Here is a 25,217-nt window from a genome sequence, read left to right on the forward strand (position 1 = left end):
ATCGCATGCGAACTCTCCTTCCGATCGGTGCGGTCTGGCGATCGACCGCACTCCCCTGGGACGCACGCATCCCGGTTCCGGTTCCACCGCGCGCCGGAAGGATTCACCGCTACCCGACCGCGCCAGGAACGGTCGCCTCCGACGCGGCGGCGCGCGTGAGCACGCTCCACCCCGCCACGTCCGGCGATCCCTCCAGCCAGCCGACCGGCCACTTCCGCCGCGTCTCCTGACCGGTCGACGTGGCCGCACCGGTCAGGTTCGCCGCGGTGTGCGTACCGAAATCCACTTCACCGGCGAACCGCGCGCCGCGGAACGTCTCGTCCTGCCCGGTGAACCGGACGCGGCGGAAGTCGGCGAGCCCGTCGAAAGCGGCTTCCCGGAAGTCCGCCTGGCCGTCGAAGACGCTGCCGCGGAACACCGCGGGGCCGGTGAACCGGGCACCGGTGAACACCGCCGAACGCACGCGGCAGTGGGTGAACAGGAACCGGTGCAGCTGCGCCCCGTTGAGGTCCACGCGGATGTCCGGCCAGAACCGGTCCGGCTCACCGGGCGAGTTGCCGCCCGACTCGCCGCCCGGATCGCTCAGGTGCGCGATGAGCACTTCCTGCACCGTTTGCCTGACTTCCCACTCCTGCGCGCGAACCGGCGTCTCCGCTGCCGCGTCCGCGGCCCGCTCGGGCGGGGTGCGCAGGTACAGGCACAGCAGGTCCACCACGGTCTGCCGGTGCGAGGGGTGTTCCTGCGCGAGCCGCTCCAGCGCGAAGATGCCCGCCGAGCGCACCAGCGCCCGGTCGCTGTCGAGCTGCTCCGCTGCCCGGAAGTACAGGTCCGTGACGCGCGTTTCCCGCGCGTCGTGCCGGGAGTCCTGGTTGGCGATCTCGGTGGACTGCTGCCGCCGGGCGGTCAGGACCAACCCGGCGATGCCGCCCGTGCCCGCGCCCAGCCCCGCCGCGGTGCGGATGATGTCGAGGGCCTCCGAGCTCTTCGCCGGCGGGTAGACGAGGAACAGGGCGGTGGCGGCGGCGAGCGTGCCGAGCGCGACGACGGCGGCGCTGATCGCGATCGTCCGCGTGCTCAGCACCGGCGGGTTCACCTTCGACTGCCCGGATCGTTCCATGGGGTCGATCTTGGCAGCCGCGCGGCGCAGCCGGGGAGCGTTCCGCTCCGCGGAGCCGCGGCGGGCTCCGCGCCGGGCGCCCGGGACCAGGCCGCACGAGTCCGGAGACCGCTCGCAACGGGACTCGGACGTGGAGAACCCCGCGGCGCTGCCAGGTCGGGGGTCCGACAGCACCGCGGGGTCATCCTGTGTATCGCCAGCCCCGCGGCGGGCGTTACACACTCACCGGAGTGTGACACGAGTCACCATCATTGGTGGTGCGCGCACCGGGGAACGCCCGGGGGCGGAGCTCCGCCGCTCACCGCTCGAGCACGGCCGCGGTTCCCTGGCCGCCCGCTGCGCACACCGAGATCAACCCGCGGCCGGAACCCTTCTCGGAGAGCAGCTTGCCGAGGGTGGCGACGATGCGCCCGCCGGTGGCGGCGAACGGGTGCCCGGCCGCCAGCGACGAGCCGTTGACGTTGAGCCGGTCCGGGTCGACCTCGCCCAGCGGCGCGCCCCGCTCGAGCCGCTCGCGGCAGAACTCGGGGTCCTGCCAGGCCTGCAGCGTGGACAGCACCTGCGAGGCGAAGGCCTCGTGCATCTCGCAGAAGTCGAAGTCGCCGAGGCCGAGGCCGGCGCGCTCCAGCATCCGCGGCACCGCGTACACCGGGGCCATGAGCAGCCCGTCGGTGCCGTCGACGTAGTCCACGGCCGCCGATTCGAAGTCGCTGAGGTAGGCCAGCACGGGCAGCCGGTGCTCGCGCGCCCAGTCCTCGCTGGTCAGCAGCACCGTGGCGGCCCCGTCGGACAGCGGGGTGGAGTTGCCCGCCGTCATCGTGGCCCCCGCGCCCTCGCCGGACCCGGATCCCGCGCCGAAGACGGGCTTGAGCCCGGCGAGCTTCTCCGCGGTGGAGTCCGGGCGCAGGTTCTGATCGCGGACGAGCCCGTGGAAGGGCGTGACCAGGTCGTCGAAGAACCCGCGGTCGTAGGCGGCGGCGAGGCGCTGGTGGCTGCGCGCGGCCAGCTCGTCCTGCGCCTCGCGCGAGACGCCCCAGGCCAGCGCGGTGCGCGCGGCGTGCTCGCCCATGGACAGCCCGGTGCGCGGTTCGGCGTTGCGCGGGATCTCCGGCACGACCTGCCCGGGCCGCAGGCCGGTCAGCGCCTTGAGCCGGCCGCCGAGGCCGCGCGCGTGGTTGACGTCCAGCAGCACTCGGCGCAGGTCCTCGTTGACCTGGATCGGGGCGTCGCTGGCGGAGTCGACGCCGCCGGCCACGCCGACGTCGATCTTGCCCAGCGCGATCTTGCTCGCCACCGAGATCACCGATTCGAGGCCGGTCGCGCAGGCCATCTGCACGTCGTGCGCCGGGGTGCGCGGATCGAGCTGCGAGCCCAGCACGGTCTCGCGCGCGAGGTTGAAGTCGCGGCTGTGCTTGAGCACCGCCCCGGCGGCGAACTCGCCGAGCCGCTGCCCGGCCAGCCCGTAGCGGGCGATCAGTCCGTCCAGGGCGACGGTGAGCATGTCCTGGTTGGACGCGTGCGCGTACGGCCCACCGGATCGGGCGAAGGGGATCCGGTTGCCGCCGACGATGGCGACTCGCTGTGGGGACATCCCTGGCTCCTTGTGCGTGCCGAACGATGTGGCGCGCGCACCTGACCGGATGCCGGGCGGTGCCGCCGGCAGCCGCCGGTCGGTCTGGTGCGACCCGCGACGACAGACTAACCTACTGATGGGTAGCTTATGGTGCGCCAGTTCCGCGCAGCGGCATCCGCGGAGGGAACCCGCGCACCGGAGCACCCCACCACACCGGCGAGCACCGCGCCGTGAACCGTTCGCAGGAGAAACGCATGACCGACCGGTACCAGCAGTTCACCTCCTCCTCCCTGGGACGTCCGCTCGCCAAGCGGCTGGGCCTGCCGACACCCGCCCCGCTGCAGCGGCACCGGCCCGGCGCGCCCGCGGTGCAGGGCCCGGTGCTGCTCGGCAGCGCCGCGAACGGCCGCCTCGGCGACAGCCTGCGCGGCGTGCTGCGCGCGCTCTCCGCGGAGACCGCCGAGACCCGCGAGGACGAGCACTCCTACGCCGGCCTCCTCTTCGACGCCACGGGCATCACGTCCAGCGAGGACCTGTGGCAGCTGTACGAGTTCGTGCACGGCGCGATCCGCCAGGTGCGGCGCTGCGGCCGCGTCGTCGTGTTCGGCACGCCGCCCGAGGAGCTCGACGACGCCCGCGCGGCCACCGCCCAGCGCGCCCTGGAGGGCTTCGTGCGCACCGTCGGCAAGGAGATCGGCGGCGGCGCCACGGCCCAGCTGGTGCTCGTCTCCGAGGGCGGGGAGGGCGCGATCGGTTCGACCGCGCGGTTCCTGCTGTCGGCGCGCTCGGCCTACGTCTCCGGCCAGGTGGTGCGCGTCGGCGCCCGCGGCGAGGTGGCCGGCGACCTCGCCGACGAGACCCCGCTGCGCGGCAAGACCGCCCTGGTCACCGGCGCCTCCCGCGGCATCGGGGCGTCCATCGCCGAGACGCTGTCCCGCGACGGCGCGCACGTGGTGTGCCTGGACGTGCCCGCCCAGGGCGGCGAGCTGGCCACCGTGGCCAACCGGGTCGGCGGTTCCGCGCTGCAGCTGGACATCACCGCCGAGGACGCGCCGCAGCGCATCTCCGAGCACTTCGCCGAGCGGCACGGCGGGCTGGACGTCGTGGTGCACAACGCGGGCATCACGCGGGACAAGACGCTCAAGCGCATGACCCGCGAGCAGTGGGACGCCGTGCTGCGGGTCAACCTCACCGCCCCGGAGCGCATCAACGAGCAGCTGCTCACCGCCGAGGACTCGCCGCTGCGCGCCGACGGCCGCATCATCGGCGTCTCCTCGATCGCCGGCATCGCCGGCAACGTGGGCCAGGCGAACTACGCGACCTCGAAGGCCGGCGTGATCGGCTACGTCCGCGCCCACGGGGAGCGCGCCGCTCGGCGCAGCGCCACGATCAACGCCGTCGCCCCCGGCTTCATCGAGACGAAGATGACCGCGGCGGTCCCGCTGGTGGTGCGCGAAGCCGGCCGCCGGATGAACAGCATGTCGCAGGGCGGGCTGCCGGTGGACGTGGCCGAGACGGTGGCCTGGTACGCCCACCCGGCCTCGGCCGGGGTCAACGGCAACCTCGTGCGCGTGTGCGGACAGAGCCTGCTGGGAGCCTGACATGACCGAGCTGACGAAAGCCCCGAACCTGGCCGCGCTGTACGCGAAGGCCGCGGTCACCACGCCGCTCCGCCGCGGGGGCGGCCTGCCGGACGCGGAGTACGTGCGCCGCGACGTGCCGATCGACCTCGAGCACCTGGCCGCGTACAACCGGGTCTGCGGTTTCGGCGTGCGCGACGAGGTCCCCGCGACCTACCCGCACGTCCTGTCGTTCCCGCTGTCGGTGCAGCTGATGACCGACCGCGGGTTCCCGCACCCGCTGGTCGGGCTGGTGCACGTGGCCAACACCATCGAGCAGTTCCGCCCGCTGAGGGTCACCGAACTGCCCACGCAGCGGGTGCGGGTGGACAACGAGCGCCCGCACCCGAAGGGCACGCAGTTCGACGTGCGCACCGAGACCACTGTGGACGGCGAACTCGTGTGGCGCGAGCGCAGCACGTACCTGCGCCGCGGCGGCGGTTCCGGGCAGCGCGGCGAGCGGGCGGAGGTCGACCCGGGCGAACCGACGGCGCAGTGGCGCGTGCCCGGTGACATCGGACGCCGCTACGCGGCGGTGTCCGGCGACCGCAACCCGATCCACCTGCACCCGCTCAGCGCCAAGGTCTTCGGTTTCAACCGGGCGATCGCGCACGGCATGTGGACGCTGGCGCGGTGCCTGGGCGCCCTGCAGGGGCGCGCGCCCGCGACCGGCGCGATCTCGGTGGAGTTCGGCAAACCGCTCCTGATCCCGTCCACGGTGGACTTCGCTGCGCGCGAGCAGGACGGCGGTTTCGACTTCGGCGTGTATTCCCGCTCCGGGAAACCGCACCTGGTGGGAACGCTGCGGAACTGATCCTCCCCGCGGCGGGTGCCGACCCCGGTGCAGCGCTGGCGCGACGCCCGCTCGCCGGGTCGGCACCCGGGCACTGCCGGCTCGCCGCCGCGGAGCGCTGCGCTCCGGTGCGGGGACGCCGGCCGCCCTGCTGACCTTCGGCCCCGTCCTGCTGCTCCGCGGTGATCGCCATGTTCTGGGCCGGGCCGCTGCTGGCGCGCGAGCACGAGCAGCGCACCCGCCTGCTGACCTTCATCCAGGACGTCTCGCCCACTCGCTGGCTCCTCGGCAAAACCCCGGTGCTGGCCTCGATCGCGGTGGTGGTGGCTCCGACGCGTGCCTGCGGCAGCACGGGGTCGCCGCCCACTACCAGGACTACCAGCCCGCCGCGCGCCTGGAGACGTTCCAGCTCGTCGAGTTCGGCCGCTGCGCCGCCCTCGCGCTGCTGCTGCTCCTCGCCGCCTGGCGCATCACCCGCTGGCGAGCGGCGCACGGCTGAGCCACCCGCGCTCCCCGGAACGGCCCCGCGAGCGGCACGGCCCGGCGGTGTTCGGCCACCCGCCCGCTCCCGTGCGCAGCGCACCTCGCGGCGCGGGAGCCGGGCGGTTCACCGCTCCTGCGGCGGCTCCCAGTAGTTGCCCTCGACGAGGTCGCCGAACCCCATCCACACCATGTTCATCAACCGGCGCGCCATGCCGTCGGCGGTGTGGTCGGGGTGCTCGAACCACCAGTTCGCCAGCGACTCGCTGGCCCCGACCAGGGCGGCCGAGAACGGCTCGAGCTGCTCGGGGCTGCGCGGGGTGGTGCCGCCCTCGGTGGCGCGGGCGAGCATCTCGGCGATGAGCCGGACGATGCTCTGCCGCCACTGGGCGAGCTCGGCGAGGAACGGGTCGCCCTGGGCGTTGGTCTGCCGCCGCAGCAGGGTCCAGCCGTCGGGGTTGTCCCGCACGTGCTCGAACAGGGTCCGCAGACCGCGCCAGAGCTGCTCGGCCACCCCCAGCTCGGTGTCGACCGCGGCGTTGATCTCCTCGGTGAGGCGGGCGCCCTCGCGGCGCAGGCACGCGAGGAACAGCTCGTCCTTGGCCCCGAGGTAGGAGTAGAGCATCGGTTTGGACACGCCGGCCCTCTCCGAGATCTCGTCCATCGAGGCCGGGTGGAAGCCGTGCACCGCGAACACGTGCACCGCCGCGTCCAGGATCTGGCGTTCGCGCACGGCGCGCGGCAGGCGGCGGGTGCGGGGCTTGGCCCGTTCGACGGGTTCGGACATCCCATCCCATTCGTTCGGCGCGCGGATCCTCGGCCCAGCGGGGGCGCCACCGCGGTGACGCGCGCTCGCAGCAGCGCAGCGTGCTGCGCGGGGCGCCGATCACCGGATCTCGATCCCCGCTTGCACGTCAACTTACTCGAACGTAGTCTTACTCGCGAGTAGGTAATGGAGGTGGGCATGCCCGAACCCGGTCCGATCACCGCTCTCGGCGACCTCGACCCCCGACAGGTCGACCAGGAACGGTTCGTCGCCCTGCTGCAAGCCGCCTCCGAGGCCGCCCGCGACGACGCCGGCGTCGACCTCAGCACGCTCCCCCCGGAGCAGTTCGCCCGCCTCATCTCCCGCGCCTCGACCGAGCAGATCGACGCGGTCATGGCGCGCCCCGACCTCGCCGACCGGATCCTCGACGAGGTCTTCCGGCGCATGAGCGAGCACTACCGCGCCGACAAGGCGGGAGCCGGCACCGAAGCGGTCATCCGCTGGCGCATCGGCCCGCCCTCGGCCGCGGAGCACCGCCGCTACGAGTGCGTGCTCAGCGGCGGGCAGTGCACGGTCAACCGCGAGCCGCAGCACGACCCGCGCGCGACGATCACCCTCGGCGGCACCGACTTCCTGAAACTGGCCTCCGGCAACGCCTCCCCGCCGGCCCTGTTCATGAAGGGCAAGCTCAAGGTCGCCGGCGACCTCGGGTTCGCCGCCGGCCTGACCAAACTGTTCCAGATCCCGAAGGCGTAGCGATGACCTTCTCCCTCGAACTCAGCGAAGAGCAGCGCGACCTGCGCGAGTGGGTGCGCGGGTTCGCCGAGCAGACGATCCGCCCCGCCGCCGCGGAGTGGGACGAGCGCGAGGAAACGCCCTGGCCGGTCATCCAGGAGGCGGCCAAGATCGGCCTCTACGGCTTCGAGTCCCTGGCCACGTTCTGGGCCGACGACACCGGATTGTCGCTGCCGCTCGCGAACGAGGAGCTGTTCTGGGGCGACGCCGGCGTCGGCATGGCCATCTTCGGCACCACGCTGGCCGTGGCCGGCATCTTCGCCGCCGGCACGCCCGACCAGCTCGCCGAGTGGGTGCCGCAGTGCTACGGCGACGAGGACGAACCGCAGGTCGCCGCGTTCTGCTCGTCCGAACCGGGCGCGGGCTCGGACGTCTCCGCGATGCGCACCCGCGCCACCTACGACGAGGCCACCGACGAGTGGGTGCTCAACGGCCAGAAGGCCTGGGCGACCAACGGCGGCATCGCCAACGTGCACGTCGTGCAGGCCGCGGTCGACCCCGAGCTCGGCTCGCGCGGGCAGGCGGCGTTCGTCGTCCCACCGGGCGCGAAGGGGCTGAGCTCCCCCGGCAAGCTGCGCAAGCACGGGCTGCGCGCCTCGCACACCGCGGAGGTCTTCCTCGACGACGTGCGCCTGCCGGGCCGGTGCCTGCTCGGGGAGAAGGAGAAGCTCGACGAGCGGCTCGCCCGGGCCCGCGAGGGCACCCGCGCCTCCCAGCAGGCGGCGATGAAGACCTTCGAGCTCTCCCGGCCCGCGGTCGGCGCCCAGGCCCTGGGCATCGCCCGCGCCGCCTACGAGCACGCGCTCGGCTACGCCTGCCAGCGCGAGACCTTCGGCCGCCCGATCATCGACAACCAGTCGATCGCGTTCACCCTCGCCGACATGCGCACGGAGATCGACGCGGCGCGCCTGCTCGTGTGGCGGGCGGCCTGGCAGGGCCGCAACGAGGGCTTCCAGCACGGCGAGGGCTCGATGTCCAAGCTCAAGGCCGGGCGCGTGGCGACGTGGGCGACCGAGCGGGCGATCCAGATCCTCGGCGGCAACGGCTACACCCGCGAGTACCCGGTGGAGCGGATGCACCGGGACGCGAAGGTCTACGACATCTTCGAGGGCACCGAGCAGATCCAGCAGCTGGTCATCGCCCGCGCCCTCTCCGGCCGGCACATCGACTGAGCGGCCGCGCGGAACTGCCGGTGCGCCCTCCCGGGGCAACCGGCAGATGAACGGCGCGTTACGTGTCGATTGACACGGTGCCGAATCGCACAACCGCCCAGCGGACGGCGCCGCGGGAATGCATCATGCCCTGGGCCTGTGCGGCCTCGTACGCACAGGAGTGTTTACACGGACGAGTTAACCTCGTGGTGTCGCGTCACGCCGAACATCCGTGCGCGTCCCCACGGGGTGACCCATGATGTGATGCGACCCCCGCGGTTCCCACCAGCGGCCCCCGGGGGCCACCGCGTCATCCGAGCCCGGGCGGCGTGGCCCGCGGTTCGGCGGCCGGACCCGCGAAGCGTTCACGGGCCCGGTGCAGCGTGCGAAGCAACACGGGAGGGCGAAGCGTGCAGACCATCCCCGACTCGGAAACCCCGATCTTCCAGGAGATCAACGCCGAACTCGGCGAGCTCCCGGAGATCGACGTCCACGACTTCACGGAGCACGCCTTCGGGTTCCTGAACGACGGCGCGGAGCCCGCGGCGGCGCAGCCCGAGCCCACCACCGCGGACGGCCCCACCACCGCGGACGGCGAAGAGCGGGCGGAACCGTCCGCCGGACCGGAGCTCGGCGTCGTCGCGGAGCCGGCCGAGCGGACCCCGGAGGTGGCGGAACCGCTGGAGCAGGCCCCGGGGGACCAGGCCCAGGACGAGCAGACGCCGGGCGAGCAGGCCCGGGGGGAGCAGCAGGACGACTCCGCGCCGCGCAAGGGCGGCCGCCGCCGCAAGGAGGGGCGGTGACCGGCCCCCGAGCTCGCAACTGATCCCGCCGGGCGGGCACCCCGGAGCGGGGAGGGCCCCGCGGAGGAACCGGGGGAGGTCGAGCGCTCGTGCGTGCTCGTGCTGGCCGGACCCGCGCGACGCCAGCTCGAGCACCGCCGGGGTCGGGGACGCCCGCGCACTGCCCTGCACCACCGCTGACGTGCCGGTACGTTCCCCGGAATGTTCACCAGGCGTCGCACCGCGCCCGTCCTCGCCGTCGTCGTGCTGTCCGCCGCGAGCTGCACTGCCGACGAACCAGGGGGGTCGCTCGCACTCCCGCCGGCGGACGTGGCGCCGCGGCCCACCCCGGCACCAGTCCAGGGCCCAGGGAGTTCACTCTGGTGGGCACCGGTGACGTGCTGCTGCACGAACCGCTGTGGCACCAGGCCGAGCGCGACGCCGGTGCCGGCGAGGGGATGAACTTCGCCCCGCAGCTGGCGGGCATCGCCCCCGTCGTCGAAGCCGCCGACGTGGCGGTCTGCCACCTCGAAGTGCCGCTGGCAGCCGGAGGCGGCCCGTACGAGGGCTACCCGAGGTTCGCCGGCCCGCCGCAGGTGGCCACCGCGCTGGCGGACACCGGGTACGACGCCTGCACCACGGCCTCCAACCACACCTTCGACCAGGGCGCCGCGGGCGTGGACCGCACCCTCGACACGCTGGACGCAGCCGGCATCGCGCACGCCGGCTCGGCGCGGACCGCGCAGGAAGCCGACCGGACGACCATGCTCGACGTCCCCGCCGGATCGGGATCGGTGCAGGTCGCGCTGCTCTCCTACACGTTCGGGTTCAACGGCGCTTCGCACCCGGACGGCGAAACCTGGCGGAGCGACGAGATCGACGAGGCGAAGATCCTCGACGATGCCGCGGCCGCCCGGCAGGAGGGCGCCGAGGTGGTCGTCACCGCGATGCACTGGGGCGGCGAGTACCAGCACGAGCCCAACGGGCAGCAACGCGCACTCGCCCCGGAGCTGATCGCGTCACCGGACATCGACCTGCTCCTGGGGCACCACGCCCACGTCGTGCAGCCGATCGAGAACTTCGACGGCCAGTGGGTGGTGTACGGCATGGGCAACCTCGTGGCCAACCACTCCGAGCCGGAAGGCCCCAAGTCCGAGGGACTGCTGACCAGCTTCACGTTCACCGAAGACGTCAGCACCGGGGAGTTCGCCGTCACCGACGCCGAATACCTGCCCCTCCACCAGACCGACGAACCACCGCTCGAAGTGCTCGACGTCGCCGCGGGGCTCGACGGCGGGGACGTCGGCACGGCCGGCGCTGCTCGGCTCGAGGAAGCCATGGCGCGCACCACCGAGGTGGTGGAGAGCCGCGGCGGGGCAGAAGCGGGGTTGTCGGTTCTCGGCAGCGACTGACGGAGCTGCCGCGGCGCGCCGCCCCGCCGGCGGTCCCCCGTGCGCGCACCGGCGTCGCGGTGCCCGCCGGTCAGCGCCCGACGGCCCGCCCGGGGAGTCGGGCCTCAGGACGAGGGCGAGTTCTCGGCAGTGCCGATGTCGATCATCCACTGGATGCCGAACCGGTCGGTGCACATGCCGAACTCGTCGCCCCACACCTGCTTCTCCAGGGGCATCGTGACCGTGCCGTCCGCGACGAGCCGCTCCCAGTAGCCCCGCAGCGCTGCGACGTCGTCGCCGTTGACGGCGATGGCGATGTTGTCCCCCGGCTTGAGCTCCATGCCCTCCGGAACGTCCGAGGCCATGAGCGTGAACCCGAGGTCGGTGTCGAGCATGGCGTGCATGACCTTGTCCGCCTCGGCGTGCCGGCCGACGCCGAACTCGCCGAACGTGCTCATGTCCAGCCGCCCGCCGAAGACCTCCCGGTAGAACTCCATCGCCTGCCGCGTGGTGCCGTCGAAGGTGAGGTACGGATTGAGCCGAGAACCCATGGTGCGCTCCCCTCGGAACAGTTCTTCCGCAGCGTAGCCCCGCGTCGGCGGGATCGCTGCGTGCGCGGCGCACCCCGGCGCGCGAGCAGCTCACCTGGTCGAGGTCGCCGCGCATTTCTCGGGAAGTGCACAAACCCCTGGTCAGGTGGGGTGCGGCGAACCGCTCGGGGTCACCGGGGGCGTCCTCGCGGGGTGACTGCGACCCGCCCGGGTGGTGCCTACGGCTCCTCGGAGCGCTGCCGCGCGCGGCCCCGCAGCACCGTGGATCACCCCGGGAGGTCCGCGGTGACGAAGTAGTGGGAGTCGGCCACCTGCGCCACGAGCTCGTTCGTGCCGCGTTCCGCGTCGCGGCCGAGCTCGCCGATCGTGGTGCGGGCGGTCCGCCAGCCGAGCTCGCCCAACTGCGCGTCGGGGGCGGCGCGTTCGTCGTCGTGGAGCAGGTCGGCCATGTCGATGCCGAACGAGTCGGACGCGCGCTGGAACTCCGGGTGGTCCAGCCACGCGCTCGGCGAGCCGCCTTCGACGGCGAGGGTGCTGCCGGGTGCGGAGGAGTCGTGGACGAGCCGCAGCAGCCGCTGCTCGGCCTCCGCGGGCAGGTACGGCAGCAGCCCCTCGGCCAGCCAGATCGTGGGCCGCTGCGGGTCGAAGCCCGCTTCGGTCAGCGCGCCGATCCAGTCCTCGCGCAGGTCCGCGCGCACGCTGGTCCGCGCGCAGGCCGGGACGGCGTCGAGCTCGCCGAGCGCCCGGTCCTTGAAGTCCAGCACGGCGGGCTGGTCCACTTCGAACACCGCGGCCTTCTCCGGCCACTCCAGGCGGAACGCCCGGGCGTCCAGCCCGGCGGCGAGGATGACCGCTTGCTCGGCGCCGCCGGCGGCGGCGCGTTCGCAGACGCCGTCGAGGAAGCGGGTGCGCAGACCCATGTGGACGGAGAGGAACTCCCAGAGATCGGCGTTGTCCGAGACCTGCCGGGGGTCGGTCGGCATCGGCACCGGGGGTTCCGCCGCGCGGACCAGCTCCGCGGCGTACCGGTCGGTGATCATCCCCCCGGGACGTGCGGTTTCGAGTGCGCGGCCTGCGGCCACGGCCAGGGCCGTGAGGCCGACACCGTGCACGATGTCCCACTGCTCGTGCTGCGCGGTCACCGCGAACCTCCTCCACTGTTCGTGAGCATCACGAACTAGTTTCGGATGCACCGGCACCGCACATCCCGCGTCTGTGGCATCACACACAGCACCCGGGAGAGGTTTTCTGGCGCTGTGACCAGCAATTCCAGTCACCGCGCCAGAAAACGGACGGAGATCGTCCACATCGGTGGACTCCCTCAGTACGTCAGCGCCACCCCGGGATCGGAGAGCAGCGCCCCCACGTCGGCCAGGAACCGCGACCCCTGCTCGCCGTCGACCACCCGGTGGTCGAAGCTCAGCGCCAGCTGGCACACCTGCCGCGGCACCACGGCGCCGTCCACGACCCACGGCATCTCCCGGACCGCGCCGAGCGCGAGGATCGCCGACTCGCCCGGATTGATGATCGGCGTACCCGCGTCCACGCCGAACACGCCGACGTTGGTGATCGTGAACGTGCCGCCGAGCATGTCCTCCGGGCGGGTCGCGCCCTGCCGCGCGGTCCCGGTCAGCTCCTGCACGGACCGCGCCAGCTCGACCAGCGACATCCGGTCGGCATCGCGCACCTTCGGCACCACGAGCCCCCGCGGGGTCGCCGCGGCGATCCCCAGGTGCACGTAGTCCTTGTACACGATCTCACCGGACTGCTCGTCCCACGCGGCGTTCACGTCCGGCGTGCGCGTCCGCGCCAGGCACACCGCCTTCGCGGCGAAGGCCAGCGGCGTGAGCTTCACCTCGGAGAAGTCCGACCGCGCCTGCAGCCGCTCGCGCAACCGCATCAACTCGGTCACGTCCACCGCGAGGAACTCGGTGACGTGCGGCGCGGTGAACGCGCTGTCCACCATGGCCTGCGCGGTGGCCTTGCGCACGCCCTTGACCGGGACCCGGTGCTCGCGACGCCCGGAGTCCACAGCGGACTCCGGCGCAGCCGCCGCGGGTTCCGCGGCAGGAGCGGCTGCGGCCTGCACGTCGGAGCGGGTGATCACACCACCCGCACCCGAACCGGTCACCTGCCGCAGGTCCACGCCCAGGTCGCGCGCGAGCTTGCGCACCGGGGGCTTGGCCAGCGGCACCTCCTGCACCGCGGCGGGACCCGTGCCGTCCCGCCCGGAGGCCGCACCGCCGGACCCCGCCGCGGCAGCTCCCGCGGCGACCCCGTCCTGCGCAGCCGCGCCGCCGGAACCCCCCGCAGCCGGGGGCTGCTCGACCCCCGCACTGCCGGTGCCGCCGGCGGCGTCGCTCCCGGCCGGACCGCTACCGGCGGTGCTGCTGCCGGCAGGACCGCTGCCGGCGGCCTCACTCCCGGCCGGACCGCTGCCGGCGGGGCCGGTCGGGGAAGTCCCGGCCGCACCGGAGCGCTTCCGCGGCCGGCGCTTCGTCGAGCTCTCCCGCGGCCCGTAACCGACGAGCGTGGCCACCGAGCCGTTGTTGCCCTCGCCCGCGCTCGCCGACCCCGCCGCGGCCGGTTCCGAGGAGGCCTCCTCGGAACCCGCCTCCCCGGCCACGTCGATCGCCACGATCGGCGCACCCACCGCGACGGTCTGGCCCGGTTCGGCCAGCAGCTCGGAGACCGTGCCCTCCCACGGGCAGGGCAGCTCCACCGTGGCCTTGGCCGTTTCGATCTCCACGATCGTCTGGTTGACGCTCACCTCGTCGCCGGGACTCACCCGCCAACCGAGGACCTCCGCTTCCGTCAGCCCCTCGCCCACGTCGGGCAGCGGAAAACGCTTGATCATGCCACTCCCCTTCAGTAGGCCAGGGCCTCGTCGACGGCGGCCAGCACGCGGTCGAGATCCGGCAGGTAGCCGTCCTCGGCCTTGCTCGGCGGGTACGGCGTGTCGAAACCGGTCACCCGCAGCACCGGCGCCTCCAGCGAGTAGAAGCAGCGCCGCTGCACCAGCGAAACGACCTCCGAGGTCACCGAGGACTCGCCGGGGGCCTCGGACACGGCCACCAGGCGCCCCGTGCGCCGCACCGACGCGAACACCGGCTCCAGGTCCAGCGGCGACAGCGAGCGCAGGTCGACCACTTCCAGCTCGGTGCCCTCCTCCGCGGCCGCGGACGCCGCGTCCAGGCACGTGCGCACCATCGGCCCGTAGGTCGCCAGCGTCGCCGACGTGCCCGAGCGCAGCACCCGCGCCGACTCCAGCGGCACCGGAGCCGCCGCCACGTCCAGCTCCGCCTTCTCGTAGTAGCGGCGCTTCGGCTCGAAGAACAGCACCGGGTCGTCCGAGTCGATCGCCTGCTGCAGCATCCAGTAGGCGTCCACCGGGTTCGAGCAGGCCACCACCTTCAACCCGGCCACGTGCGCGAACAGGCTCTCCGGCGACTCCGAGTGGTGCTCCACCGCGCCGATGCCGCCGCCGAACGGCACCCGGATCACCACCGGCATCGGCACCTTGCCCTGGGAGCGGAACCGCATCTTCGCCAACTGCGACACGATCTGGTCGAAACCGGGGAAGATGAACCCGTCGAACTGGATCTCGCACACCGGCCGGTAGCCGCGCATGGCCAACCCGATCGCCGTGCCCACGATCCCCGACTCGGACAGCGGGGTGTCCAGCACGCGGCTCGCCCCGAAGTCCTTGTGCAGCCCGTCGGTGATGCGGAAGACACCACCCAGCTGGCCGACGTCCTCACCCATCACCAGCACCCGCGGATCGGCCTCCATCCGCGAGCGCAGCGCCATGTTCAACGCCTTCGCCAGCGTCACCGACTGCTGCGCGGACGCCGCCTGCGTCTGCGCACCCGTCGTCGGAGCGGCCATCACCGACCACCTCCCGCGGTCGCCTCGGCATCGGCGAACCCGGCGAGGTAGCGCAGGTACTCCTCCCGCTGCTCCGCCACCCGCGGGCTCTCCTGGGCGTACACCTCCGAGAACATGCGCTCCGGCGCCGGATCCGGCAACCGCGTGCAGTGGTCGCGGAACCGCTCCGCCAACTCGTCGGCCTCGGCCTGCACCGAGTCGAAGAACTCCTGCCCGGCCAGGTGCTCCCGCGACAGGTGCACCCGCAACCGCTCGATCGGGTCCTTGAGCTTCCACGTCTCCGCCTCGTCGGCCATCCGGTAGCGCGACGGGTCGTCCGAGGTCGTGTGCGCCCCCATGCGGTAGGTGACCGCCTCGACGAACACCGGACCGCCGCCCTGGCGGCACTCGCGCAGCGCCCACCGCGACACGGCCAGGCACGCCAGCACGTCGTTGCCGTCCACCCGCACACCGGGGAAGCCGTAACCGCTGGCCCGGTGGTACAGCGGAGCGCGCGTCTGCCGCTCCACCGGCTCGGAGATCGCCCACTGGTTGTTCTGGCAGAAGAACACCACCGGCGCCTCGTACACCGAGGCCCACACCATCGCCTCGTGCACGTCGCCCTGGCTCGTCGCGCCGTCACCGAAGAACGCCATCGTCGCTTCGCCCTCGTCGTCGCCGACGCGCCCGTCGAACCGCTGCCCCATGGCGTAGCCGGCGGCGTTCACGCACTGGTTGCCGATGACGATCGTGTACAGGTGCATGCCCCGCTCGAACGGGTCCCAGCTGCCGTGGTCGACACCGCGGAAGATGCCCAGCAGCTCCGTCGGGTCGATGCCGCGGCACCAGGCCACCCCGTGCTCGCGGTAGCTCGGGAACGCCATGTCGGACGGCCCCAGCGCGCGGCCCGCACCGATCTGCGCGGCCTCCTGCCCCAGCAGCGGCACCCAGATGCCCAGCTGGCCCTGCCGCTGCAGCGCGTTGCCCTCCACGTCGAACCGGCGGACCAGGACCATGTCGCGGTACAACCCGCGCAACTCGTCCGCGGAGACGTCCAAGCTCCAATCGCTCGGGCTGACCCGCTGGCCCTCCGGCGTCAGGAGCTGCACCAGGGCAGCTCCACCTTCACTCGTCGCCCGCAAACCGGCGATCACCTGCTCCCCTGTGGGTACTGCTGCGGTCGCGGCAGGTGGGCCGGAACTCCCGGGATCGGCGGTGCCGTCACGCGTCCAACGTTCGGGGGACATGTTGCCTCCTCAGCTCACGCCGGTCAGGCCGCTTGTGGCGACCGTTCCGACACACCCCGGACCGCCGCCGGAGACGGCCTGTGGGCCCTCCGCCGGGCGATCCGGGGCTTGGATCGCTTTCCGCCATCCTTGCACGAACTCGGCCGCTTCCGTGAGGCCTGCCACAAGAACCGCCCGTCCTGAACGGTTCGGCGACGCCACCGTAGGCCCCCCGCGGCGACGGGGAATCCGCAGGTCATCAAAGCAATGGAGATCCGACTAACGCGGGGGCCGACCATCGCACGAGCAACGACTACCGCCCGCGTCCAGCACGACGCATACTGTGCCCGTGAGCCGCGACTTCCCCACCGTGCCCGACGAGATCACGCTGCTGCTGCACAAGCCCGACGGCGCGCAGTACCTCACCCCGGCCGCCGACAGCACCGTCGCCGCCGCCCAGATCGGCGAACTCGTGCTGCGCGGGCACGTCACCCTGCACCGCCACCGCACCGGGCACGACCTCGCCCTGCACGACACCGGCACGACCGGACTGCCCTGGCTCGACGCGATCATCACCGAACTGGCCGAGCGCACCAGGAACGGCACCGCGCGCACCGACCTGTCCTGGTGGCTGGCCAACCGCTCCCGCACCCTGCGCACGCACCGGCACAACCTCGTCGAGAACGGCCTGCTGCGGCACGTGCCCAAGCGGTTCCTCGGACTCATCCCCGACGACCGCTACTACCCGGACGAGGGCAACCGGGACCGGAGCATCAACGACATCCGCACCGCACTGGCCCACCCCGAGACCATCGACGACCGCACAGCGCTGCTGTGCGCCCTCGTCCAGCGCACCGGCATCGGCCACTCCCTCGGCCTCACCCGCGACGAGACCGCCGCGCTGCGCTCCATCGCGAAGGCCGAGAACCTGCCCGCGCACATCGACAGCACCATCACCACCACCATGGCCGCGGCCGTCGTCCCCACCGCCCTCGGCAGCCAGTAGGCGAGATCCCGAAGCGACGGGCCGCGCAGCCGCGGGCGGGCATAGGATCGCGGTGTGGATCGCGCAGCGCTGAACAACACCGTGCAGAACACCTGGGACGCGGACGTCCTGCCGAGCCTGTCCGACTTCGTCCGCATCCCCGCCGTCTCGCCCGCGTTCGACCCCGACTGGGAGACCAGCGGGCACCTCGACGCGGCCGTCGAGCACCTGCGCCGCTGGGCGGCCGGACGCGACCTGCCCGACGCCACCATCGACGTGGTGCACCTGCCCGAGCGCACCCCGCTGCTGCTCATCGACGTCCCCGCGCACGGCGGCGCCTCCGGCGAGGAAACCGTCCTGCTCTACGGCCACCTGGACAAGCAGCCCCCGGCCGGCGGCTGGTCGGACGGCCTCGACCCGTGGACCCCCGTCGTCCGCGGCGACCGCCTGCACGGCCGCGGCGCCGTCGACGACGGATACGCCGGCTACGCCGCGCTGACCGCCCTCGAAGCCGTCCGCGCCCACGGCGGCGCCCACCAGCGCTGCGTCGTGCTGCTGGAGACCGGCGAGGAGTCCGGCAGCCCCGACCTGCCCGCCTACCTCGAGCACCTCGCCGACCGGCTCGGCGACGTCGGCCTCGTCATCTGCCTCGACTCCGGCGCGGGCGACTACGACCGGCTGTGGCTGACCACCTCGCTGCGCGGCCTCGCCCAGGTCGAGGTCAGCGTCCGCGTGCTCGACGCCGGCCAGCACTCCGGCACCGCCAGCGGCATCGTGCCCGGCTCCTTCCGCGTGCTGCGCCAGCTGCTCGACCGCATCGAGGACTCCCGCACCGGCGAACTGCTGCTGCCGGAGCTCAACGTCACCATCCCGGACAACCGCGCCGCCGAAGCCCGCGCCGCCGTCGAAGCCGCCCCCGGACTCGTCCGCGACGCCATCGCCCTGCCCGACGGCGTGCGCCCCGTGACCGAGGACGAAACCGAGCTCAACCTGAACAACACCTGGCGCCCCACCCTGTCCGTCACCGGCGCCGACGGCCTGCCGCTGCCCGTGAACGCGGGCAACGTGCTGCGGCCCTGGACCACGCTGCTGCTCAGCTTCCGCCTGCCGCCCACCGCCGACCCGGACGCCGCGCTGCGGGCCGTCACCGACGCGCTGACCACCGACGTGCCCTCCGGCGCGCACGTCACCATCGACCACACCGAGGCAGGCCTCGGCTGGAACGCCCCGGACCCGCAACCGTGGCTGCGCACCGCCCTCGACACCGCCAGCAGCGAGGTGTTCGGAGCCGACTGGCGCACCATGGGCCTCGGCGGATCCATCCCGTTCATGGGCCTGCTGCAGCGCACCTACCCGAACGCGCAGTTCGTCGTCACCGGCGCGCTCGGCCCGGGAAGCAACGCGCACGTGCCCGACGAAGCCCTCAACCTGCCGTTCGCGGCCAAGGTCACCTCGGCGATCGGCCACGTCCTCGACGCGCACGCGCACCGCCCCCAGGAGTGAGGCGCGGGTGCGGACATGAGAGCAGCGGGGCGGATGGGGCGATTCCCGTCATCGCCGTCGATGCTGCGCATCCACCCCGCTGCCAGGACGGCCGGCGGCGGGATGGCTGGGGCAGGTGCCGCCGCTCGGCCAGTGGTCGAGCACGTACCTCCTCGTACACAGCTGGGCACCCGGCGGTCGCGGTGACCGGAACGTGCTGGCTGCACGCGCCTCACCCGAGGCGGGTACCGCCTTCTCGGAACGTGAAACCCGGCTTCGCCGGGTGACTCCACACTCGCCCCTCGCGGCCGCGCGGCGGAACCGGTCGAAGTACCGATATCCATACCGAGACGTCCCGGATGACCTCCCCGAGCGATCCCGCGGCCCCCGGCCCGGCCCCGCGCAGCAGGTACGCGAGGTCGAGGAACGGGCTCTCAGGCCTCGACGCGCTGCTCGGCCACCCACGCCGCGATCTGCGCCCGGGACGTGAACCCCAGCTTCGCCAGGATGTGCTCCACGTGGCTGTCCGACGTGCGCTTGGCGATCACCAACCGCTCGGCGATCTCCCGGTTCGACAACCCCCGCGCCACCAACCGCGCGACCTCCCGCTCCCGCGGCGTCAGCTGCGCCGGGACCTCCGCACCGGAATCGGCCCGGCGACCGCCCAGGGCGAACCGCACCGCCTCGTCGACCGTGCACCGGGCGCCCCGCTCCGCCGCCGAAGCCCGATCGCGCTCCGCCAGCGCCGCGCGCACCCGCTGCACCGCCTCCGCGCGCCACGCGCGGAACGCCCCCAGCGCGAACGGATAACCACCCGCCACCGGGGCCAGCTCGGTCACCGCCGCGAACAGCCGCTCCGCCCGCACGGCCCGGCCGCGGCCGACCTCCACCCACGCCACCGCCTCCAGGCAGGTGACGATGCCCAGCACGTCCCGGAACAGGTACTTCACCCGCAGCGCCTCCCGCAGCCGCGTCAACGCCGCGGCCACGTCCCCCACCGACCACTCGACCAGCCCGAGCACCACATCCGCCCACGACCAGCACCACAGCTCGCCGTGCTCGGCGCACAGCTCCTGGCACCGCTCGCACAGCTCGCGCGCCCGCTCCGGTTCCCCGCGCACCACGGCGGCCAGCGCCAGGTTCGGCATCCCCAGCGCGCCGCTGACCGCGCGCTCCCGGGAGCGCGACACGGCCAGCGACAGCCACCGCCACGCCTCGTCAGCATCCCCCTCCAGCAACGAGGCCAGCCCCGTGGCCTGCGCCAGGTCGTCATCGCTCGCCCCGACCGCACGCGCCCCCGCGCACGCCTGCCGGCACGCCGCGACATCCCCCGACAGCGCCGCGATCAGCGCCGTGACCACCGCCGCTCGCGCCGCCACCGCGTCCCCGGGGGAACTCGGCTCGTCGGCCGCCTCCCACGCGCGGGTCAACCACTCCCAGCCGGCGCGCAGCTCCCCGCTGGCGATCCAGGCGAACCACAGCGCCGCCGCCAGCCGCAGCGCCTCGTCCGACTCGCCCGGCTCGGTCACGCTGTAGTCCAGCGCCGCGTCGAAGTTGCCCCGGTCGGCGCGCAGCCGCCCCAGCCACTCCACCTGGTTCGGCCCGAGCCAGGCCACGTCGACGTCCTCGGCCAGGTGCAGGTAGTAGTCCCGGTGCCGCCGCCGCAACCGCTCGCGCACCGGCCCGGAGCCCAGGCGGTGGCGCCCGTACTCGCCGATCGTGCGCAGCAGCCGGTACCGGGCGCGGTCGTCCTGCGGCTCCGGTTGCAGCACCGACTTGTCCACCAGCCCCGCCACCGCGGAGAACACGTCCGAGCGGTTCAACCCGTCCCCGGCGCAGACCTCCTCGGCCGCCTCCAGCTCGAACCCGCCGGTGAACACCGACAGCCGCGCCCACACGGCCTGCTCCACCGGGGTGCACAGGGCGTAGCTCGCCTCCACCGCGGCCCGCAGCGAGCGGTGCCGCGGTGGCGCGTCCCGGGCCCCCGCGCTCAGCAGGGCGTAGGGGTCGGCGAGCCGCTCGATCAGGTCGTCCATCGACAGCGAGCGCATCCAGCCCGCGGCCAGCTCGATGGCCAGCGGCAACCCGTCGAGCTGGCGGCACACCCGGGCCACGCGCCGCTCGTTGTCCGCGTTCAACGTGAAACCGGGCGCCACCGCCGAGGCCCGCGCGGTGAACAACCGCACCGCCTCCGAGGCGGCGATCTCGCCCGAGCGCTCGAACCCTGGCAGGCTCAGCGGCGACACCGTCCACACCTGCTCGCCCGCGATGCCGAGCGGGCTGCGGCTGGTGACCAGCACCCGCAGCGAGGGCACCGCGGCGAGCAGCTCGCGCACGAGATCACCGCAGTCCTCGACAAGCTGCTCGCAGCCGTCGAGGACGAGCAGCACGCGCGGCCCGGACAGGTGCCGCGCCAGCCAGGTCTCCGCATCGGCCGGCTCCCCGGCGGCCGGGCGAGCGGGGGTGGACGCGCGCCCGCCCGGGACGGGGTGGTGCGGTTCCGCGTCCTGGTCGAGCCCGGCGAGCACCGCGACGGCGACATCGGCCGGCTCCGGCAGGTCGGCCAGTTCGACGAAGCGCACACCACCGGGGAAGGCCCTGCGCACGTCGTGCGCGGCGCGCCGGGCGAGCCGCGTCTTGCCGACCCCGGGCGTGCCGGTCAGCGTCACCAGGCGCGAGTTCGACAGCAGTCGCTTGATCCCGCTGACGGCACCACGTCGCCCCACGAAGCTCGTCAGCTCCGCCTCGTGCCCGAGCCGGGACGTCCCGGGCTCGATCGTGCGTTCGCGGCTGGACGACATGACCATCACCCGCCTCAGCAGAGCTCTGCTCGCAGTGTAGGCGGTGAACTCCGGTTCGTGCCCGTCCCGAGCAGCTCCGCTTCAGCTGTCCGCGGGGTTGTCCGCAGGCGTGCCGGGAGCGGGGCGCGGCCCGGGCCGGGCGGGTGGTGCCGGCGGCGCGGGTGCCGCCGGCGGCAGCTGGTGCGCCACTACTCGGAGGCCATGTCGACGAAGCGGCTGTAGTGCAGCTGGTGCGCCACGGTCACCGTCGAGGTCGGGCCGGCGCGGTGCTTGGCCAGCATCAGGTCCACCTCGCCCATGCGCGGGTCGTCCCGCTCGAACGCGTCCGGCCGGTGGATCAGGATGACCATGTCCGCATCCTGTTCCAGGGAACCCGATTCGCGAAGATCGGCCAGCTGGGGCTTCTTGTCGTTGCGCTGCTCCGGGCCGCGGTTGAGCTGGGAGATCGCCACGACCGGGATCTCCAGCTCCTTGGCGAGCAGCTTGAGGTTCCGGGAGAACTCGGAGACCTCCTGCTGCCGGGACTCGACCTTCTTGCCGGAGGTCATCAGCTGCATGTAGTCCACGACGACGAGCTGGATGTCGTGGCGCTGCTTGAGCCGCCGCGCCTTGGCGCGGATCTCCATCATCGTCAGGTTCGGCGAGTCGTCGATGAACAGCGGCGCCTCGCTGATCTCGCTCATCCGCCGCGCCAGCCGGGTCCAGTCCTCGTCGCTCATCGAGCCGCCGCGCATGTCGGCCAACCGGATGCGGGCCTCGGCCGAGAGCATGCGCATGACGATCTCGGTGCGCCCCATCTCCAGGGAGAAGATGACGCTGCCCATGTGGTGCTTGATGGAGGCGGCGCGGGCGAAGTCCAGGCCGAGCGTCGAGTTGTGCGTGGGGATGCCGGTGGGGCCGGCCCGGTAGAGCCGGTCGGGCGCGTCGACCTGCACGCAGCGCACCGGCACGCTGTCCACCGGGTGCACGGCGGTGACCGCCAGCTCCGGGCGGCCGGCGATCACCGGGGCCTCGTCGTTCGGGGTATCGCCGCCCGGGACGTCGCCGAGGACCCGGGCGAGCTCGGCGGTGGTGAGCACGCGCCCGCCGTCCAGGGCCCAGCGGTGTTCGGCGTCGGCGGTGATGGCCGCGCCGTCGGAGAACTCGACGCTGTAGCAGCTGCGCTCGGTGAGCACCCCGGTCGCGTCCACGACCGCCGTGGGCGAGCCGTCCGCGCCGAGCAGCTGCTCGCCGACGGCGACCTCGCCCATGGTGGTCCAACCGCCCGGCGTGGGCAGCGGCGTGTCCAGGGCGAGCGCCTTGCCGACACCGGGCCGGGCGGCGACGATGATCATCTGCCCCGCGTGCAGGCCGTTGGTGACGTCGTCCAGGTCGGCGAACCCGCTCGGGATGCCCTGGGACTCCCCGCCGCGCGAGGCGATGGCGTCGATCTCGTCCATCGTCGGCTGCAGCAGGTCTTCCAGCGCGGCGTAGTCCTCGTTGACGCGGCGCTCGGTGACGTCGTAGACGGCGGCCTGGGCGCGGTCGACGACCTCGTCGATCTCGGCGCCCTCACCGCCCTGGTAGCCGAGCTGGACCACGCGGGTGCCGGCCTCGACGAGACGGCGCAGCACGGCCTTCTCGGCGACGATCTCGGCGTAGTACCCGGCGTTGGCCGCCGTGGGCACGGTGGCCAGCAGCGTGTGCAGGTACGGTGCGCCGCCGACCTTCTGCAGCTGCTGGCGCCGGTCGAGGTCGTGCGAGACGGTCACCGCGTCGGCGGGTTCGCCGCGCCCGTACAGGTCGAGGACGCAGTCGTAGATCGCCTGGTGCGCGGGGCGGTAGAAGTCGTTCGGGCGGACGACCTCGACGACGTCGGCGATCGCGTCCTTGCTCAGCATCATGCCGCCGAGCACGGACTGCTCCGCGGCGATGTCCTGCGGCGGCTGGCGGTCGAAGGAGCCGTTGTCGCCGCCCGGTTCGGGGGGGAGAGTCTCGGGGGAGTCAGGCGATGCCACCGGAACCGGTCACCTCCTGGTGGCGTGTCGTGGCCACGTGGTCGATCCGGGTCGGACCCGCCGACCGCGCGGTGCGCTCAGCGGCGTCCGGGGGGAGTGCGCCGGCGGACCGCGGTGCGAGCCGGTCCCCGAGGCGCACGGGTGTGCGACTCCGATTGTCGCGCGCGGGAGCCGCGGGGGGTTGCTGCGCCGCGCGGTGCGCATCACCGGTGGGGACGGGGCCGCCGGGCCGGGCGGGACCACGGGGGTGGACGGGCACGGCGACACACGTGTCCGGATGTGCGCGCTCGGGGCTGCGGACACATGTCCCCACCGGTGCGACCCCCTTGTGGACAACTCTGGGGACAATTCGGTGCTTCACCGGATCAGATGGGGATCGACTGCGGATATGCGCAGGTCGAACGCCGAGACCGCAGGTCAAACCCTGTGGATAACCCTGTGGACGCCCTTGGGGATTCCTTGGGGACGCCGTCCCGAGTTGTCCACAAGCAGGCTCGCGGTGTTCTGCGGAGCCGGACCGAGCCGGAGATGCTCCGGTTCCGGCCGCGGTGCGGAGCGCACTGCGGCCGGAACCGGTTCGCCCTCACTTGGCGGTGGTGACCTCCACCCGCAGGGTGGTCTGCACGTCGGGGTGCAGGTTCACGTCCACCGTGTACTTGCCGAGGGCCTTCATGTGCTCGCGCGGGGTGAGCGTGCGGCGGTCCAGCGGCGGACCGCCGGCCTCGCGCACCGCGTTGGCCACGTCGGCCGCGGTGACGGAGCCGAACAGCTTGCCCTTCGGGGAGACCTTCGCGATCAGCTTGACGTCCCCGAGCTCCTGCAGCTGCTCGCGCAGCTGCTGCGCGTTCTCCAGGTTCCGCACGCGGCGGGACTCCTGGACGCGCCGCAGGTTGTGCACCTGCTTCTCCGCGCCCGCGGTGGCCACGATGGCCTTCTCCTGGGGCAGCAGGTAGTTGCGCGCGTAGCCGGGCTTGACCTCGACGATGTCACCGGACTCGCCGAGACCCGCCACGTCAGCGGTCAGAATGATCTTCACGACGTGTCTCCTTGTCCAGTCTCGCGGATCAGCGGGCGGTCGAGGTGTAGGGCAGCAGCGCCATCTCCCGCGCGTTCTTCACGGCAGTGGCCACGTCGCGCTGGTGCTGGCTGCAGTTGCCGGTCACCCGACGCGCGCGGATCTTGCCGCGATCCGAGATGAACTTCCGCAGCAGCGTCGTGTCCTTGTAGTCGATCAGCGGCGCGCTCTTGTCGGTGCAGAAAACGCAAACCTTCTTCTTCGGCTTGCGCACGGGCGCCTTGGCCATCGGTTGTTCCTCCTGTGCGAGAAAAACGTCGTCAAGTGTCGAGGGGAGCCGCGCCTAGAAGGGCGGCTCGTCGCTGAATCCGCCGCCGGAGCCCGCAGGCGGGGCCGAGCCCCACGGGTCGTCGGAGGCGCCGAAGCCCCCGCCGCCACCGCCGCCGGAGGAACCGCCCCGGCCGACCTTGTTGACCTTGGCCGTCGCGAAGCGCAGGGACGGGCCGATCTCGTCGACCTCCAGCTCCACCACGGTGCGCTTCTCGCCTTCCTTCGTCTCGAAGGACCGCTGCCGCAACCGGCCCTGCACCACCACGCGCATGCCGCGGGTGAGCGACTCGGCCACGTTCTCCGCGGCCTGCCGCCAAATGTTGCAGCGCAGGAACAGCGCCTCGCCGTCCTTCCACTCCCCGGCCTGGCGGTCGTAGGTGCGGGGTGTCGAGGCGACCGTGAAGTTGGCGACCGCGGCACCGGACGGTGTGAAGCGCAGTTCCGGGTCGGCGGTGAGGTTGCCGACGACCGTGATGACGGTTTCACCAGCCATGGC

21 protein-coding genes are annotated in these 25,217 nt (G+C 73.0%); 8 read left to right on the plus strand and 13 right to left on the minus strand.

Annotation, left to right across the window (positions count from 1 at the left end):
• Positions 1-109: 109 nt before the first annotated feature.
• Together ACYVJE_RS05310 and ACYVJE_RS05315 are read right to left on the minus strand one after the other, a co-directional pair.
• Positions 110-1,117 carry a pentapeptide repeat-containing protein gene (locus tag ACYVJE_RS05310; protein WP_461143562.1) on the minus strand — a complete coding sequence of 336 codons (1,008 nt, stop codon included), beginning with the start codon at positions 1,115-1,117 and terminating at the stop codon, positions 110-112.
• Between the two features lie 298 nt (positions 1,118-1,415).
• Positions 1,416-2,708, minus strand: a complete 1,293-nt coding sequence (locus tag ACYVJE_RS05315; protein WP_461143563.1) for an acetyl-CoA C-acetyltransferase — start codon at positions 2,706-2,708, stop codon at positions 1,416-1,418.
• A 236-nt stretch (positions 2,709-2,944) separates the two neighbouring features.
• Here ACYVJE_RS05315 and ACYVJE_RS05320 point away from each other — a divergent pair, with 236 nt between their 5' ends.
• Together ACYVJE_RS05320 and ACYVJE_RS05325 are read left to right on the plus strand one after the other, a co-directional pair.
• Positions 2,945-4,291, plus strand: a complete 1,347-nt coding sequence (locus tag ACYVJE_RS05320; protein ID WP_461143564.1) for a 3-oxoacyl-ACP reductase — start codon at positions 2,945-2,947, stop codon at positions 4,289-4,291.
• A 1-nt stretch (position 4,292) separates the two neighbouring features.
• Positions 4,293-5,123 (plus strand): MaoC family dehydratase, encoded by an 831-nt coding sequence (locus ACYVJE_RS05325; RefSeq protein ID WP_461143565.1) that lies wholly within the window; start codon positions 4,293-4,295, stop codon positions 5,121-5,123.
• A 586-nt stretch (positions 5,124-5,709) separates the two neighbouring features.
• Here the strand turns inward: ACYVJE_RS05325 and ACYVJE_RS05330 are convergent.
• The gene (locus ACYVJE_RS05330; RefSeq protein WP_461143566.1) at positions 5,710-6,369 is read right to left on the minus strand and encodes a TetR/AcrR family transcriptional regulator; all 660 of its coding nucleotides are present in this window, start codon (positions 6,367-6,369) and stop codon (positions 5,710-5,712) included.
• 177 nt (positions 6,370-6,546) lie between these two features.
• Between ACYVJE_RS05330 and ACYVJE_RS05335 the strand changes: the two genes are divergently transcribed.
• From ACYVJE_RS05335 to ACYVJE_RS05350, 4 genes are all read left to right on the plus strand, one after another.
• Positions 6,547-7,104 carry an SCP2 sterol-binding domain-containing protein gene (locus ACYVJE_RS05335; protein ID WP_461143567.1) on the plus strand — a complete coding sequence of 186 codons (558 nt, stop codon included), beginning with the start codon at positions 6,547-6,549 and terminating at the stop codon, positions 7,102-7,104.
• A 2-nt stretch (positions 7,105-7,106) separates the two neighbouring features.
• Positions 7,107-8,315, plus strand: coding sequence for an acyl-CoA dehydrogenase family protein (locus ACYVJE_RS05340; RefSeq protein WP_461143568.1), 1,209 nt, complete (start codon positions 7,107-7,109; stop codon positions 8,313-8,315).
• Positions 8,316-8,704: 389 nt separating this feature from the next.
• Complete coding sequence (locus tag ACYVJE_RS05345) at positions 8,705-9,097, plus strand: hypothetical protein (protein WP_461143569.1); 393 nt, start codon at positions 8,705-8,707, stop codon at positions 9,095-9,097.
• A gap of 362 nt (positions 9,098-9,459) precedes the next feature.
• On the plus strand, positions 9,460-10,488 hold the full coding sequence (locus ACYVJE_RS05350) for a CapA family protein (protein ID WP_461143570.1): 1,029 nt from the start codon (positions 9,460-9,462) through the stop codon (positions 10,486-10,488).
• A gap of 104 nt (positions 10,489-10,592) precedes the next feature.
• Here ACYVJE_RS05350 and ACYVJE_RS05355 read toward each other — a convergent pair whose 3' ends face one another.
• The 5 genes from ACYVJE_RS05355 to pdhA form a co-directional block, all read right to left on the minus strand.
• Positions 10,593-11,018 (minus strand): VOC family protein, encoded by a 426-nt coding sequence (locus ACYVJE_RS05355; protein WP_459157729.1) that lies wholly within the window; start codon positions 11,016-11,018, stop codon positions 10,593-10,595.
• 266 nt (positions 11,019-11,284) lie between these two features.
• Positions 11,285-12,160: an SAM-dependent methyltransferase gene (locus tag ACYVJE_RS05360; RefSeq protein ID WP_461143571.1), complete on the minus strand. Its 876-nt coding sequence runs from the start codon at positions 12,158-12,160 to the stop codon at positions 11,285-11,287.
• A 179-nt stretch (positions 12,161-12,339) separates the two neighbouring features.
• On the minus strand, positions 12,340-13,875 hold the full coding sequence (locus ACYVJE_RS05365) for a dihydrolipoamide acetyltransferase family protein (protein ID WP_461143572.1): 1,536 nt from the start codon (positions 13,873-13,875) through the stop codon (positions 12,340-12,342).
• 11 nt (positions 13,876-13,886) lie between these two features.
• Entirely contained in the window at positions 13,887-14,906 is a 1,020-nt protein-coding gene (locus ACYVJE_RS05370; RefSeq protein WP_461143573.1) for an alpha-ketoacid dehydrogenase subunit beta, read from the minus strand.
• Complete coding sequence (gene pdhA, locus ACYVJE_RS05375; protein WP_459157733.1) at positions 14,906-16,132, minus strand: pyruvate dehydrogenase (acetyl-transferring) E1 component subunit alpha; 1,227 nt, start codon at positions 16,130-16,132, stop codon at positions 14,906-14,908. Before pdhA ends, ACYVJE_RS05370 begins: the two co-directional genes overlap by 1 nt.
• 328 nt (positions 16,133-16,460) lie before the next feature.
• Here pdhA and ACYVJE_RS05380 point away from each other — a divergent pair, with 328 nt between their 5' ends.
• Both ACYVJE_RS05380 and ACYVJE_RS05385 read left to right on the plus strand, forming a co-directional pair.
• Positions 16,461-17,117 carry a GOLPH3/VPS74 family protein gene (locus tag ACYVJE_RS05380; protein ID WP_459157734.1) on the plus strand — a complete coding sequence of 219 codons (657 nt, stop codon included), beginning with the start codon at positions 16,461-16,463 and terminating at the stop codon, positions 17,115-17,117.
• A 54-nt stretch (positions 17,118-17,171) separates the two neighbouring features.
• On the plus strand, positions 17,172-18,599 hold the full coding sequence (locus ACYVJE_RS05385; RefSeq protein WP_461143574.1) for a M20/M25/M40 family metallo-hydrolase: 1,428 nt from the start codon (positions 17,172-17,174) through the stop codon (positions 18,597-18,599).
• A 413-nt stretch (positions 18,600-19,012) separates the two neighbouring features.
• Here ACYVJE_RS05385 and ACYVJE_RS05390 read toward each other — a convergent pair whose 3' ends face one another.
• The 5 genes from ACYVJE_RS05390 to ACYVJE_RS05410 form a co-directional block, all read right to left on the minus strand.
• The gene (locus ACYVJE_RS05390; RefSeq protein ID WP_461143782.1) at positions 19,013-21,385 is read right to left on the minus strand and encodes an ATP-binding protein; all 2,373 of its coding nucleotides are present in this window, start codon (positions 21,383-21,385) and stop codon (positions 19,013-19,015) included.
• Positions 21,386-21,567: 182 nt separating this feature from the next.
• Complete coding sequence (dnaB, locus tag ACYVJE_RS05395; protein ID WP_461143575.1) at positions 21,568-23,376, minus strand: replicative DNA helicase; 1,809 nt, start codon at positions 23,374-23,376, stop codon at positions 21,568-21,570.
• A 583-nt stretch (positions 23,377-23,959) separates the two neighbouring features.
• Positions 23,960-24,412: a 50S ribosomal protein L9 gene (gene rplI / locus ACYVJE_RS05400; protein ID WP_459157737.1), complete on the minus strand. Its 453-nt coding sequence runs from the start codon at positions 24,410-24,412 to the stop codon at positions 23,960-23,962.
• 28 nt (positions 24,413-24,440) lie between these two features.
• Complete coding sequence (gene rpsR / locus ACYVJE_RS05405) at positions 24,441-24,680, minus strand: 30S ribosomal protein S18 (protein ID WP_459157738.1); 240 nt, start codon at positions 24,678-24,680, stop codon at positions 24,441-24,443.
• A 54-nt stretch (positions 24,681-24,734) separates the two neighbouring features.
• Positions 24,735-25,214 carry a single-stranded DNA-binding protein gene (locus ACYVJE_RS05410; RefSeq protein WP_459157739.1) on the minus strand — a complete coding sequence of 160 codons (480 nt, stop codon included), beginning with the start codon at positions 25,212-25,214 and terminating at the stop codon, positions 24,735-24,737.
• Positions 25,215-25,217: the final 3 nt, after the last annotated feature.

It is taken from the genome of Salinifilum aidingensis, assembly GCF_054782015.1.